Annotated in this window: 14 protein-coding genes and 1 pseudogene; 2 read left to right on the top strand and 13 right to left on the bottom strand. The window is 34.9% G+C overall.

Features of this window, described 5'->3' with window-relative positions; translation table 11 throughout:
• Window positions 1-4 precede the first annotated feature (4 nt).
• Together DZ858_RS06860 and DZ858_RS06855 are read right to left on the bottom strand one after the other, a co-directional pair.
• Window positions 5-1,357, bottom strand: coding sequence for an aryl-sulfate sulfotransferase (locus DZ858_RS06860; protein ID WP_117158827.1), 1,353 nt, complete (start codon window positions 1,355-1,357; stop codon window positions 5-7).
• Window positions 1,358-1,424: 67 nt separating this feature from the next.
• The gene (locus DZ858_RS06855) at window positions 1,425-2,306 is read right to left on the bottom strand and encodes a T9SS-dependent choice-of-anchor J family protein (protein WP_117158826.1); all 882 of its coding nucleotides are present in this window, start codon (window positions 2,304-2,306) and stop codon (window positions 1,425-1,427) included.
• Window positions 2,307-2,402: 96 nt separating this feature from the next.
• Here DZ858_RS06855 and DZ858_RS06850 point away from each other — a divergent pair, with 96 nt between their 5' ends.
• Window positions 2,403-3,380, top strand: a complete 978-nt coding sequence (locus tag DZ858_RS06850) for a polyprenyl synthetase family protein (RefSeq protein WP_117158825.1) — start codon at window positions 2,403-2,405, stop codon at window positions 3,378-3,380.
• A gap of 143 nt (window positions 3,381-3,523) precedes the next feature.
• Here DZ858_RS06850 and rsgA read toward each other — a convergent pair whose 3' ends face one another.
• Window positions 3,524-4,474, bottom strand: a complete 951-nt coding sequence (gene rsgA / locus DZ858_RS06845; RefSeq protein ID WP_117158824.1) for a ribosome small subunit-dependent GTPase A — start codon at window positions 4,472-4,474, stop codon at window positions 3,524-3,526.
• Window positions 4,475-4,504: 30 nt separating this feature from the next.
• Window positions 4,505-5,590, bottom strand: a complete 1,086-nt coding sequence (locus DZ858_RS06840; RefSeq protein ID WP_117158823.1) for a bifunctional 3-deoxy-7-phosphoheptulonate synthase/chorismate mutase type II — start codon at window positions 5,588-5,590, stop codon at window positions 4,505-4,507.
• A 233-nt stretch (window positions 5,591-5,823) separates the two neighbouring features.
• Here DZ858_RS06840 and gldA point away from each other — a divergent pair, with 233 nt between their 5' ends.
• Window positions 5,824-6,729: a gliding motility-associated ABC transporter ATP-binding subunit GldA gene (gene gldA / locus DZ858_RS06835; RefSeq protein WP_117158822.1), complete on the top strand. Its 906-nt coding sequence runs from the start codon at window positions 5,824-5,826 to the stop codon at window positions 6,727-6,729.
• Here the strand turns inward: gldA and DZ858_RS06830 are convergent.
• The 9 genes and pseudogenes from DZ858_RS06830 to DZ858_RS15395 all read right to left on the bottom strand — a co-directional run.
• A complete protein-coding gene (locus DZ858_RS06830) occupies window positions 6,710-7,465 on the bottom strand; it encodes a head GIN domain-containing protein (RefSeq protein WP_117159546.1) in 756 nt (251 codons plus the stop codon). The genes gldA and DZ858_RS06830 overlap by 20 nt on opposite strands.
• 23 nt (window positions 7,466-7,488) lie before the next feature.
• Window positions 7,489-8,598 (bottom strand): acyloxyacyl hydrolase, encoded by a 1,110-nt coding sequence (locus DZ858_RS06825; protein WP_117159545.1) that lies wholly within the window; start codon window positions 8,596-8,598, stop codon window positions 7,489-7,491.
• A gap of 26 nt (window positions 8,599-8,624) precedes the next feature.
• Window positions 8,625-9,380 (bottom strand): head GIN domain-containing protein, encoded by a 756-nt coding sequence (locus tag DZ858_RS06820; protein WP_117158821.1) that lies wholly within the window; start codon window positions 9,378-9,380, stop codon window positions 8,625-8,627.
• 3 nt (window positions 9,381-9,383) lie between these two features.
• Window positions 9,384-10,478 carry an acyloxyacyl hydrolase gene (locus DZ858_RS06815; protein WP_117158820.1) on the bottom strand — a complete coding sequence of 365 codons (1,095 nt, stop codon included), beginning with the start codon at window positions 10,476-10,478 and terminating at the stop codon, window positions 9,384-9,386.
• Window positions 10,479-10,508: 30 nt separating this feature from the next.
• A complete protein-coding gene (locus DZ858_RS06810) occupies window positions 10,509-11,450 on the bottom strand; it encodes a pyridoxal-phosphate dependent enzyme (protein ID WP_117158819.1) in 942 nt (313 codons plus the stop codon).
• Between the two features lie 68 nt (window positions 11,451-11,518).
• Window positions 11,519-12,151 (bottom strand): phosphoadenosine phosphosulfate reductase domain-containing protein, encoded by a 633-nt coding sequence (locus DZ858_RS06805; RefSeq protein ID WP_239990732.1) that lies wholly within the window; start codon window positions 12,149-12,151, stop codon window positions 11,519-11,521.
• Between the two features lie 69 nt (window positions 12,152-12,220).
• A complete protein-coding gene (locus tag DZ858_RS06800; protein WP_117158818.1) occupies window positions 12,221-12,637 on the bottom strand; it encodes an RrF2 family transcriptional regulator in 417 nt (138 codons plus the stop codon).
• A 104-nt stretch (window positions 12,638-12,741) separates the two neighbouring features.
• A complete protein-coding gene (locus tag DZ858_RS06795) occupies window positions 12,742-13,164 on the bottom strand; it encodes an OsmC family protein (RefSeq protein WP_117158817.1) in 423 nt (140 codons plus the stop codon).
• A gap of 12 nt (window positions 13,165-13,176) precedes the next feature.
• Window positions 13,177-14,259: pseudogene (locus DZ858_RS15395) on the bottom strand (aspartate kinase); the annotation flags it as partial.
• Window positions 14,260-14,268: the final 9 nt, after the last annotated feature.

Raw genomic sequence — 14,268 nt, 5'->3', positions numbered from 1 at the left:
AACCTTATTCTACCTTTTCATTTAAAACAGGAAGTTTTTCACCTTCAAAAGGAGGTTGATCAATTGAATAACGAAAACTTTTAAAAATTCTTTTATCCTCCAAAGGAAGTGTATATTTCCATACGACATTGTCGTCACTGTCTATTTCTAATAATAACCCTTTTGTGCCTGAAGTAATTAATGTGTTCCCATTTTTTAAGCGTCTTGCTCCAGAGAGAATTGGAGAATTAATTTCTGTATTTACATAAGACCAAGCTGAATGTAAAGGATAATTGTTTACGTTTGGTTCCAAATTGTAAGAGCCGTCAGCTTGTTGTGGGATATTAATTTCATCAACAGATGACAATGTTTCATGTTTTTCGTTATTAAATACTAGGAAATTTCCAGAATTATTTGGCTTGTTTGCAATGTATGTAACATCATGTTGACCAAATAATTTTTGATTTTCATCAGTGCCACCCTTGTAAGCTTTAGGATTTCCCCATCTGTATAAAAAATCACCTCCTTTATTAAATTGTCCTCCAGTATGAGAAGTCGCTTCTTGAGTAGTGGTAGAGTGATCAATAATAAAAAACTCATTAAACCTTCTGCTACTAAAAACAATTTGATCAAATTCTTCTATATAAAATAGAGAGTTAACATGGTTAAAATTAGCTTCACCATTAGAGTAATTAATGTCTGCTAATTCTGGATGCTCAGCAACTACTCCAAAATTTTCTTTTGAACTATCAAAATCCTGAATTAAATGATCCCATATAGACCATTCCCAAATTATTTCAGCATTGTTATTACCAAGAGGTTTTACTTCTATGATTCTATCAGGCCATACTTCGCTATTAAAAAGTAAATTAGGGTTTCTACCTTTTTCGATAGCTTCTTGTGAAGTTTTTCTGTCCCAAACTGATGCCAAGATATTGCCATTTGGAAGAATCTCTATATCGTGATGCATACTATATTCCGGGGTACTATACTCCCAATTCCAAATTTTTTGACCTTCAAAATTAAATATTTCAATTCCACCAGTTGTTCCAGCAAAGGAAAATGTTTGATTAGAAACTATATACGATCTTACTAAGTTTCCTTCTTCAGTTAAATAATTTGCTATTCCTCTATTTTCTGATTCCCACTTTTTCACAACAAATCCTTCCATGTTAATCAAGTAAATATTGTTGGATAATAAAGGAGCAATAAGTGTATAACCTTTAAAAAAGGCATTATCGTTATATGTTGTTATATCATCACTTAATACTGTTTCTTGTTCTTCGATTTCAGCTTTAGGAATAAAATCATCTGTATTACAGGAGAGAAAAAAACAACTTAAAAATAGAATTGTCAAGGTAGGTAAAGTAAGTTTCATTTATGATAAATTAAAAAAGCACCTAAGGTTAAACCTCAGGTGCTTTAAATATGACTTTAAAAAAGTTTTATTGTTTAACTATTTTGAAAGATTTTTTAGCTCCATCAATAGTAACAGTAGTAATATAGACACCAGACTGTAAAGAAGCAATGTTGATTACTTCACTAGTGTTAGAAAGGTTTTTAGAAACAACTTCTTGCCCTAAAACATTGAATAAATTTACACTTTCAAAAGCTCTATCTGCAGAAATTTTTAAATTGTTGTTATCAACAAAATATTCAAATCCATCAAAAGATTGCTCATTAACACTTAGTACATCAGAAGTTACTTTGAAATCATCCATTACAAATCCAAATTGATCTTCACTTACTACATTGATAGCAATGTATACAGTTTCCCCAGCTAAGAAATCTAAGTCAAAACTAAAATCTGTATAATCAATAGCAGGAGCTTGTAAATCGCTTGCTATAAAAGAAAAATCACCTGGATCAGTACCAGTAGTAGATACACCTACGTTAAATCTTTCATCAGAATAAGTTGCATCGGCTGCTTTAGCCCAAAATTCAACGGTGTTTCCTGATGCTCCTAATTCAATAGCAGGAGAGATTAACCAATCATCATTAAATTGAGCTCCGTCAGGTACAGCAGCAAAGCATGCCATTGCCTTTTCTCCACTTCTAGCACTCCAGTCTGAATCAGCACTAGGCTCTAAAGGAGGAGCAGTAGCCGTTGAGTTAAAAACAATAAAAGCACCTGTATATCCAGAGTTATCATAAGTTATACCAGTAAACCCATAAGTTGGCAAACCATCTACATCTACTAATGTATAATCTCCAACATTTTCAATGATAAAGTTATCATAACTTTCAAAATCATCTTCAAATAACACAGTCTGTGCATTCATAGCAAAAGCAGCAAAAAAAGCTGCTAATAAAGTAATTTTTTTCATAATAAATATATTTTTGTTTAATTAAGCTGCTAAATTACATAAAAGGTATTATTCAACACAACTATTTTCCCTTTTTAACTTATTTTTGATGCATCAATGAAAATCGTTTCCCAAATAAAACTTCCCATTGAAACTGAAATGGAACTTTTTGAAAAAAAGTTCTCGGGAGCCATGTCATCAAAAGTGGCTTTGCTCAATCGCATTACCCACTATGTAGTAAATAGAAAAGGGAAACAAATGCGACCTATGTTCGTTTTTCTTATCGCAAAGATGACGGGCAACGGCACAGTGGAAGAACGCACCTATCGTGGCGCTTCGGTTATTGAGCTTATTCATACCGCAACTTTGGTTCACGATGACGTAGTGGACGACAGCAATCGCCGTAGGGGTTTCTTTTCCATTAATGCCCTTTGGAAAAATAAAATCGCCGTTTTAGTTGGTGATTATCTGCTCTCAAAAGGATTATTACTTTCTATTGATCACGAAGACTTTGATCTGCTTAAAATCATATCGGTAGCCGTTCGTGAAATGAGCGAGGGCGAATTACTTCAAATTGAAAAAGCCCGCCGACTTGATATTACCGAAGCCATTTATTTTGATATTATCCGCCAAAAAACAGCTACACTCATTGCTGCTTGTTGTGCGATGGGAGCACAATCCGTCAATGCCCCTAAAGAAGAGGTAGAAGCCATGCGCGAATTTGGGGAGTTAATCGGGATTGCTTTTCAAATAAAAGATGATCTTTTCGATTATGGTGAAGAAAAAATAGGCAAACCCACCGGAATCGATATTAAAGAACAAAAAATGACGCTTCCGTTAATTTATACGTTAAATACGGTTCCGCCCAAAGATAAGCGATGGATTATCAATTCAGTAAAAAACTATAATAAAGACAAAAAAAGAGTAAAGCAAGTCATTGCTTTTGTTAAAGATTCTGGCGGTCTTGAATATGCTGTTTCAAAAATGAAAGACTATCAGCAACGTGCGTTGCAAATTCTTCAGAAATATCCAAAATCACCTTATAAAGACTCGTTAGAATTGATGGTAAATTATGTGATAGAACGAAAAAAATAGTTCGTGTTCTCGATACTATTTTGTTTGACCTTACAGATCAATCAAAATCATTCGAACTGACTACCAAATCTATTTAGGACATCTCAGGTTAGTTCGAGTGAATTTGTGAGCCCATTGGGGATCAAAAATTTGTATCTAGAACCTTATTCCTTTTTATAAATATCCTTCCGGTATCCGTCGTCTTCTCCTTCTAAAATCTGTAAGTAACTTTTATAACGAGACCACGCAATTTCTTGATTTTCCAGCGCATCTTTTATGGCGCATTGGGGTTCATTTATATGAAGACAATTGTTGAATTTACACTCTTGTTTAAGTTCAAAAAATTCTGGAAAATAGTCACCCAGCTCTTCTTTATCTATTTCTACTACACCAAATCCACGAATTCCGGGTGTATCAATAATTTGAGCCCCAAAGGATAGATCGTACATTTCAGCAAAAGTAGTGGTATGTTGACCTTGTTGATGTTGTTCAGATATTTTAGCAGTTTTTAAATCAAGGTTAGCTTCAATAATATTAACTAGTGTAGATTTCCCTGTACCGCTGTGACCTGAGAACACACTCACCTTATCTTGCATTAAAGCTTTTACCTTATCTACATTCTTTCCAGTTTTTGCCGAAATACCGATACAATCATAACCAATCTCCCGATATAGCGCAGCAAGATATTTTATTTCTAGCAACTCGTCTTCATTGTACAAATCTATTTTGTTGAAAAGCAAAACAGCCTTAACATGGTAAGCTTCGGCTGTGATTAAAAAACGATCTATAAAAGTGGTGAAAGTTGGTGGATTATTAAAAGTAACTAACAAAAAGGCAACATCTATGTTCGCAGCAATAATGTGCGTCTGTTTAGAAAGATTGACCGATTTTCTGATGATGTAATTATCCCGTGATTCAATTTTATGAATAACACCAACTGTTTCATCGCCTTTTGTCTCTACTTTGAAGGCCACATGGTCACCAACAGCCACAGGATTTGTGCTTTTTATACCTCCTATTCTAAATTTCCCTTTTATACGGCATTGATAAAAATCACCTTGTTGCGATTTTACGGTGTACCAGCTTCCGGTAGATTTATAAACAGTGCCTTTCATAAATACAAAAGTGTAAAATTAAATTGAAAGTCACTCTTCTTTAAAAACTTTCTTTTGATGTCCAATGGATTCTTGGTGAATTGCCTTGTATAATCGCAATACAAATTCTTCACTCAGCTTGTTGTGTTCTCCGGCCAAAATCATCCTGCCCAAGATTTCGTTCCATCGTTTTACTTGCAAAATAGCTACGTTATGATCTTTTTTAAGCACCCCAATGTTGTCAGCAATCTTCATTCGTTTGCCCATCATTTGTACGATTTTGTCATCGATCACATCTATTTGCGCCCGTAATTTGCTCAATTCATTGTTAAACGCCACTTTATCATCTCCTTTTTTACGGATGCGGAGATCGACTGTCATTTGATCTAATGTCTGTGGCGTTATTTGTTGTTTAGCATCACTCCAAGCATTGTCGGGATCGTAATGTGTTTCGACCATAAGTCCATCGTAATTTAAATCTAATGCTGTTTGGCATAACTCAAAAATAATATCTCGTCTGCCAGCAATATGTGAAGGATCTAAAATCAACGGTAAATCTGGAAATTGATTTTGAAGGTCAATAGGTATTTGCCACTCGGGATTGTTTCGGTATTTTGTTTTTTCATACGTGGAAAAACCTCGGTGAATCACTCCTAAATTTTGAACATTTGCACTGTAAAAGCGTTCTACTGCACCTAACCACAATGCTAAATCTGGGTTTACGGGGTTTTTAATTAACACCGTTTTATCGGTTCCTTGCAATGCATCTGCTATTTCTTGAACCACAAAAGGAGAAACGGTGGTTCTGGCGCCAATCCATAATATATCAATATCGTGCTTTAATGCTAGATCTACATGGTTTGCATTCGCTACTTCGGTGGTGGTTAACATACCGGTTTGGTCTTTCGCTTCTTGAAGCCATTTAAGCCCTAAAGCTCCAACCCCTTCAAAGTTTCCTGGTCGAGTTCTGGGTTTCCATATTCCGGCGCGGAGTACGGTAGTATCAGTATCTTTTAACTGATGTGCTATTTTTAACACTTGTTCTTGGGTTTCGGCACTACAAGGACCTGCAATGACCAATGGATGATCAAGGCCAAATGCTTCTAACCAATTGCGTAGTTTTTTGCTGTTTTGCATAGTTTAAAAATAAAAAAAGCCCCATAATGGGACTTTTATATATAAATTATATTAAGTACAATAATCCCGCTAGGTTACAGTTTAAAAAGATGCCACCAATAAAGAGAGTGATTGTACATACGTGTTTTTGTTTGGGGCTAAAGTAGCTAATAAATAATCATTTTAAAAAGGTTTTATATAAATTTTAAATCTTTCACAGCAATAAATTTATGTAATTTTGTTTTTAAAGATATATGTCAATAAGCGTTTCAAATATTACCAAAAACTACGGCGAACAAAAAGCGCTCAACAATGTTTCTTTTGAAATTTCAGCAGGGGAAATAGTAGGATTTTTAGGCCCAAATGGTGCTGGGAAATCTACGATGATGAAAATATTAACCACCTATCTCCCTGCTTCGGAAGGAATAGCTACGGTTAATGGATTTAAAGTTTCAGAAAAGGATAACGACATTCAAAAAAGTGTAGGCTATTTACCGGAACACAATCCATTGTATTTAGATATGTATGTACGAGAGTTTTTAAACTTTCAAGCTGAAATATACAATACACCAAAAAGTGAAATAGAGCTTATTATTGAGCGTACCGGTCTTGTACTTGAAGCAAATAAAAAAATACAACAACTTTCTAAAGGCTATCGACAACGAGTTGGTATTGCCAGTGCACTTTTACATAATCCCGATGTACTTATTCTCGATGAACCCACTACTGGACTAGATCCAAATCAGTTAATTGAAATACGGGAATTGATAAAAAGCATTGGAAAAGAAAAAACAGTGCTGTTATCCACTCATATTATGCAGGAAGTGGAGGCTATCTGCGATCGGGTGATTATTATCAACAAAGGTGAAATAGTACTCGACAAAAAACTAAGTGAATTACAGTCTGGACAACAGCAAATCGTGGAAGTGGAATTTGATTATCGAGTTGAAACGGTTGCCTTACAACAACTTCCTAATGTTACAAAAGTTGAAAATCCAGGCGGCTATTTTATTTATAACATCTATTTTTCTTCGGAAAAGGATATGCGAAGTTCTGTTTTTGACTTTGCTCACGATAATGGATTAAAGATTCTTCAACTTCATCAGAAAAACACAACCTTGGAAAAACTCTTTGTGGATCTTACTGCTCCTCAAAAATAAGACGACCTCTATATAATGCTTCCACCTCAACAATGGGGGGTCGGTTTTTTGCAATTATATCTCCCAGGCTCACTATTTTTCCACGAATGGCCTCTTGCGGATTTACAATCATATCTTGCGTGCCACGATGAAAAATAGTTAATTGTCCCACCAAGAGATTTGCGGCTTGAATGCGCACATCTCCCGCATAAATGCCAAAGTTAGCTGTATTTGCAGTACCGGTAAGAAAAAAATTGGATAGTCCATTGGCTACTATTTGCAAGTTTTCAACTTGAAGATTGAGCTTAAAATCTCCATCAATATGATACTCATCTTCATTTTCCTGATCTTCACTTATCAACGTTAAATTAGGGAAAGATAAGGTGCCGATACTCTCAACAGACAACCCTGAACTGTTTCGTATTCTATCGATGTTTGGAGTGGTTACATATACTTTTGTCAATCCATAATCTCGCACCAAATTGCAACCGTTGTTATTACGAAGGTTTAGCATACCATCTTCAACTTGTACTTCAATGTCGTTTAAAAGGTTTTCACCGGTTTCAACCACTACTTTTTGTATATCGCCTTGTTTTATAAAAAGTTGGGTACGTTCCCAAACGGTAATTTTACTGAAAGTACCTACTGCAAACTCTTCTTGGACAATATCGCCGGCAGCTTGAAAACAATTCAATCCCTTATCGGAATCACATCCAAGAAAGGCTAGTAACATAATTAAGAAGATTGATTTTTTCATTTTCTGGATCATTTCAGCAATCATTATAAACGGATACCTACTCCAAATTCAACTCCTTCAGCTTTGGCCCAATGGGCTTTTACGGTTACTGAAGCAAAAATTTTATCATTATAAAAATATCGTTTTAGACCAAGTCGATTATATATTCTGTTTTCAAAATCGAATGGATAATAAACATAATAACCTAATTGAGATACAAAGGCTACCTTATTAAAACGGAGTTCGTGTCCTATAAATAACCCTACTCGTTTGTAATCTTCATCTCCGCTAAGATTATCTTCTGGATATGCAATAGAGCGGTAATAAATCAATTCTTTAAAAAAATCAGCAAAAAACACATCTACACCTGCTTGCAACGTACTTTTATAATTAATTCGCTTATCCACAAATGCCGAAGCTACATAAAATGGATACTGTCCTTGCCCAACCACATCGCTTTCATTCCAACCAAAGCGGAACACAAAGTTATACTTTAGCTTTTCGGCGTGGGACGAACTCGGCGGATCATCTTTTACAATATAATCGGGAAATTCTTCGTGATCAAACAAATAGCTAAGCCCAACATTGAATGCCCACGTGTTTGTACTATTATTTGGTGCTCTTAAATTAGCATTAGAATAGTGGATTATACCAAACCCAGCCTGAAACCCAAGCCCTTTATACACGTTTTCTTTCACATAATTAGCTTTTAAAAAAGTAGTACTTAAAAAGCGTGTTCCATAAGCATTGTTAATAAAGTTGGTTTCTGGGTCGTAGGGATTGCTTGCGTAAGCAACACCTTGTCCCAAACGTATTACGAGGTTTCTATTAAAAAAATACCAGTTATAATGACCATACAACCCAACATTTTCTCCTAAATATTGATTTTTTAAGTTTTGGTAGGCTAAAGTAAAACCCCAATCCGGGTAGTGATAGCGACGCTCCCACTCATTAAAGCCATAAGTTTTTCGGTTATAGGTAAGGATAAAACCCCTTGGATGCCCTGTAATTAAATGTGCAATATCTGGGTTGTGTTCTAAAATGCTACCGTAGAAGTAGTCTGCTTCTAAAGAGAATGGTTTTTGTTCTTTTTCCTGTGAAAAGACACTACAAGTAACTAGAAAAGCTATAAGTACGGAAAGTTGTTGTTTCATATTTTTAAACGAGGCATAAATATACATTAATCCTGAAAGATTAAACGACCTGTGAACAATTCTTCTACATCAATTTCCAATGGTCTGCTTACCAAAATAACATCGCCTGTTCCTTGAATGACACCTGAAATTCTATCTACCGGATTGACAACCATTTTATTAGCACTTCTCTGCCTTATTTTTAACGTATCAATCAAGAAGTTTTCGCCTTCAAACCGGGGAAATTCGTCGCTAAATACCAAAGTTGCTTGTTGCGTTGTTCCTGAAATATAAAAAACACTTTGTCCGTTGGCTGACACATTAAAATCTTCACATCGAAGATTTAGGTAAAAATCTCCACTTTTACGAGGATCGTCTGCTCCACTAGTTGTATTACTGATTAAAGTTAATTTTGGAAAAACCAACATACCGTTACCAGAAACATTACGAGACGAAGCATTCCTTATTTCAGAAACATTAGGTGTAGTTACAATAGCCTGTAGATTATCATAATCCCTTACTAAATTACAACTGTTGTTATTTTTTATAACTAATGTTTCTCCGTCTATAGTTACGGAAATATCCGGCAATAGGTTTTCACCAGCCTTAATCAATACTTGCTGAGTAGTCCCTTGTTTTAGTTGTAAAGCGACATCGGTTTCTATCCTTATTTTACTGAAATCGTCCACAATGAATTCTTCAGTAACAGGGTCACCGACAGTTTGAAAGCAATCTGGGGCGTTCTCCGAATTACAGGAAACCATTATTAAATATATAGCTTTTATGTATAATAATTTTTTCATATTCTATATTCTGAAACCAATTCCGAACTCTACCCCTTCTACTTTTGCTCCGTGTGATTTTAAGGTGGTCGTTCCGAAAATCTCGTCTGTAAGATAATATTTTAAACCTGCCCTTATGTAGGTTCTTCCTTCAAAATCATAGGGATAATATGCGTAGTAACCAAATTGTGATACAATAGCCAATTTGTTCAAAGTAAGTTCATGGCCTACAAAAACTCCCACCCGCTTGTAATCTTCATCACCAGTGAGCGATCTGTCTAATTGAGAAGCCACTAAATATTCAATTTGTTTTTTTAGAAATTCTGAAAAAAATACGTCTGCCCCTATTTGAAATTTACTTTTATAACTTATCCTCTTGTCTAAAAAAGTGGAAACCACTAAAAAAGGGTGTTGACCTAACCCCACATAATCGCTCTCATTAATTCCACTTCGTAACACTAGGTTAAACTTTATAGGCTCTGTAACCTTTTCATCTATTACATCAGTTATGTATTCAGGATCTTCTGTTTTAAATTCATATTGTAATCCAAGATTGAATGTAAATGAGTTGGTACTAGAATTGGGAGCTCTAAAATTTCCGTTAGAATAATGAACTAGCGCCAAACCTGCTTGTAACCCTATATTTTTAAACAAATTTTGTTTATTGTAATTAAGCAATAAGTAGGTAGAGCTTAAAAAATCACTTCCGTAAGCATTGTTTTTAAAGTTGGTTTCTAAATTAAATGGGTTGGTATTATAAGCAATACCTTGACCAATTCTAAAGACAATATTTCGTTTTAAAAAGTAGAAATTAAAGTGACCATAGAGACCGTAATTCTCACCTAGAATATCATTACCTGGATTCTGGTGCACAAAAGACAAACCCCAATCAGGATAATTGTATTCCCGATGCCAGCGTTTTGTGCCAAATGTTTTTTTGTTGTACCCTAAAATTAAGCCCTGAGGGTGATTTGTTACTAAGTGAGCAATATCCTTATTGTGCCGAACAATAGTGCCGTAAAAATAATTGGCATCTATAAAAAAACCAGAACGTGTTTCTTCTTGTGAAAAAAGAAATAAAGGAGCAAAAAGAAATAGTATAAGTAGTTTTTTATTCATTGGGGGGCAAAGTAACGCAAATTTTCAATTTTAAAAGGGCAAGTTTTTTAAATCTACATTTCCGCCAGAAATAATAATCCCTACTTTTTTATTTTTGAAGAATGCTTTCTTTTTGAGTACTGCAGCTAAAGGGACAGCCGAAGAAGGCTCCACAATAATTTTCATTCGTTCCCAAATAAGGCTCATGGCAGCAGCGATTTCAGTTTCTTCCACCCGTATAATTTGGGCAACCAGTTTATTGATAATAGGAAAATTTATATTACCCAAGTTGGTGCGCAACCCATCGGCAACAGTATTTGTAGTTTCGTTAGTTTCAATTTTTCCAGTTTGTAGCGAACGCCAAGCATCGTCGGCTTCAAAAGGCTCACTACCTATTACTTGACATTTTTCAGCTAGGTAATGAGCTGCTAAGGCTGTTCCGGCTATTAATCCACCACCTCCAACGGGTGTAAGTATGCAATCTAAATCTGGATGCTTTTGTAACAATTCAATCGCTGCAGTTCCTTGACCTAAAATTACATCTGTATTATTGGAAGGATGAATAAAGGTAGCTCGTGTTTCAGATTGAATTCGATTTGCTTCTTTTTCACGAGCGGCAAGGGTGGGTTGGGATTCTGTGATAATTCCTCCATACCCAAGCACCGCATCTTTTTTAACTTGTGGTGTATTTGAAGGCATTACAATATATGCCTTAACTCCTAAATTTTTGGCAGCTAAAGATAACGCTTGGGCAAAATTTCCGGAGGAATGTGTTACTACTCCTGTATTTTTTTGGTCATCAGATAATTGCTGAATCGCATTAATGGCACCCCGCATTTTAAAAGCGCCCATTTTCTGAAAATTTTCACACTTAAAATACAAGTCAGCACCAGCTAAACTATTTAGCAAACTTGAAGTAATTACTGGAGTTTGATGCACAAAAGGTTTAACTCGATTGTAAGTAGCAACAACCTCTTCTTTAGTTGGAATCATATAGTATTTTTTCTGAAAAGGAAAAATACCATAAATATTTCAGAAAAAATTAAGAAATTATTTTGAAATTAGCCTTGAAAATGAATACCACACTCTCTGTTTTCGAGTGCTTTTACGGGATCGTAATAATCAAATTCTGCTGGTAGATTATTCGTTTGCATATACGCTATGATCTGTGCATCTGTGAAATGGTAAAAAGGGCAGACTTTTAAAATACCATCTTCAGTAAAGCTTAAAATATCAATCGATTTCCGGTAATGTGTTTGGTGCTTTCTAAGGTTGGTAAACCAAACATCTGGAGTGTATTTTTTTAGAGCTTCTTGAAAAGGTTCTAATTTAACTTTTTCTGAAAAAAATTCGTGCTTTGGGTTATCAATGGTAGGCTCACCAATCATACTCTCTATATAAGCGGTTGTATAATTAGGTGTAAAAATATCGATGTTTAATTGTAATTTTTCAATTAAAATTTGTGCGTGACTATACGTTGCATTGGTGTTATAACCGGTATCGCACCAAACTACTTGCAAGTCTTTTTTTTGTTGTGTTGCAGCATATAATAATGCTGCAGAATAAGGACCAAAACTAGTAGTAAGCCAAGGTTTTTCAGAAAATTGCAAAGCAAATTTTATAATTTCTGAAGGGGCTTCATACCGTAAACTTTGATTTAAAAGTTGCATCTTTTTTGAAGAAATATTTTTCATAACCTCTTTACCCTATAGGATTAGTAGATTTTACAAATATAAAGCTTTTTACTTTACAATCAAGCACCATTATTCTCTTATAATAATATCCTCAACAGTGGTGTTTTCGAAAATTTTCAGGGTGTTGTCTCGTACTTGAATCATTAATTTATGTACCGAACATGTATCCTCATCAGGGCAGTCATCACACTTTTCATAAAAATTTAAACTCACACAAGGCACCATTGCGATTGGGCCTTCCAATATTCTATAAACTTCTGCAACTTTTATTTCAGCTGCTTCTTTTAGTAGGTAATAACCGCCACCTTTTCCTTTTTTAGAACCTAAAAAACCAGCCTTACGCATACTAAGTAATATACTTTCCAGAAATTTTTGTGAAATATTTTCAGATTCAGCAATTACAGAGATAGGTACAGGTTCATCTTCCTCACGCTTTGCAAGAAAGGTAAGAGCTTTAATTCCGTATTTGGTTTTTCTAGATAGCATACTATTTGAAAAGTATAAAAATTTTAGCTTATTTCAATAATTCCCAAGCAAACTTATTACTTTTTCAAAAAACATCTACCAATATGATTGTAAAAATGAAGGTTTTAAGATATTTTTTTTCCGTTCAAGATTATATCGTACGTAATGGCTACATTTCCTTCCAATGTTAAGGAAACAGAACAGTATTTCTCAAAGCTTAAAGCCGCCGCACGTATAGCTTTCTCTTCGTCAATGGCACCTTCTAAATGAATAGTGGTATGAATGGCTTCAAAAGGTTTCGCGCTTTTTAAATCTTTTCGCTTTCCTTCCACTTCCATTTTATATGACGTTATTTCTTGTCGTTGTTTTTTCAAAATTAAAACAATGTCAATCGCACTACATCCGCCCACGCCCATTAATAATAATTCCATGGGACTGGAACCATGAACTTCGTCGCCTGTTTTATTGTCAATATGTACAGGAAGTCCTGATGCTCCTTTAGCTTCAAAATGATAATTGTCGTTTACTCTGTTCAGTGTTACTTTCATGGTTTTCGTTTATTAGTTTAATTTATCGCTTAAACGAAGAATATCACCAAACACACCTCTGGCCGTAACAGCCGCTCCAGCTCCTGCCCCTTGAATTACAATTGGATTTTTGCCATAACTCTCTGTATAGATTTCAAAAATGGAATCGCTTCCTTTTAATTGCCCTAATACACTGTTTTTTGACACAGGCACTAGGTTAACATTCAAAATAGCTCCATCTTCTTTTGATAGATCTCCGTGTAAGTCCCCAATGTACCTTAAAACATGGTCTTTTGCCAAATTTTTTCGTTTAATATGAAACGGAACATCCAATTCGTAAAGTTGATTAAAAAATTCTTGTTTTGAAACACTTCGTAAGTGCTTCGGAATTAAATTTTGAATCGAAATATCATCTAATTCGTTGTGCAAATCGAGTTCTCGGGCTAAAATTAGGAGTTTCCGGCCTACGTCATTTCCACATAAGTCTTCTCTTGGGTCTGGTTCGGTAAACCCGTTGTTTATAGCTTGGTTTAATACGTCGCTAAAAGTTTTCTCCCCTTCAGAAAATTCATTAAAAATATAACTTAAGGATCCTGAAAAAACGCCTTTAATCCGAGTAATATTCTCTCCAGAAAGGTGCAGTAATTTTATTGTATCTATTAACGGAAGTCCTGCGCCTACATTGGTTTCGTATAAATACTCTTTCTTTTTTTCTGAAAGGGTTTTTCGCAAATTTTTATAAAAATCTAGATCGATTGTATTTCCTATTTTATTGGAAGAAACCAAACTGAAACCAGCTTCGACCAATGTTTTGTAATTAAAAACAAAGTTTGAATCGGCTGTATTATCAATAGCAATCAAGTTTTCCAGATTATGCTCTTCTGAAAATTTTATCACATCCGTTATGGTATAAGGTTCTCCATCTTTGTTTTTTTCTTCTTGCCAATTTGCTTTTACTCCTTTTTCATTAAACAAAACCGTTTTGGAGTTTGCCACAGCAAAAATGGTTAAGTCTAAATCGCGCCTTCGTGAAATTTCTTTTTGAGACGTAATAATTTGATCTACCAAACGTGCTCCCACGTTGCCGTGACCGAAGATCACTACATTTACTTTTTTCTTTTTAAT

It is taken from the genome of Marixanthomonas ophiurae (genome assembly GCF_003413745.1).
Taxonomy (GTDB): Bacteria; Bacteroidota; Bacteroidia; order Flavobacteriales; family Flavobacteriaceae; genus Marixanthomonas; species Marixanthomonas ophiurae.
The sequence above is the reverse complement of the archived record's forward strand: the minus strand, read 5'-3'. Positions and strand labels throughout refer to the sequence as shown.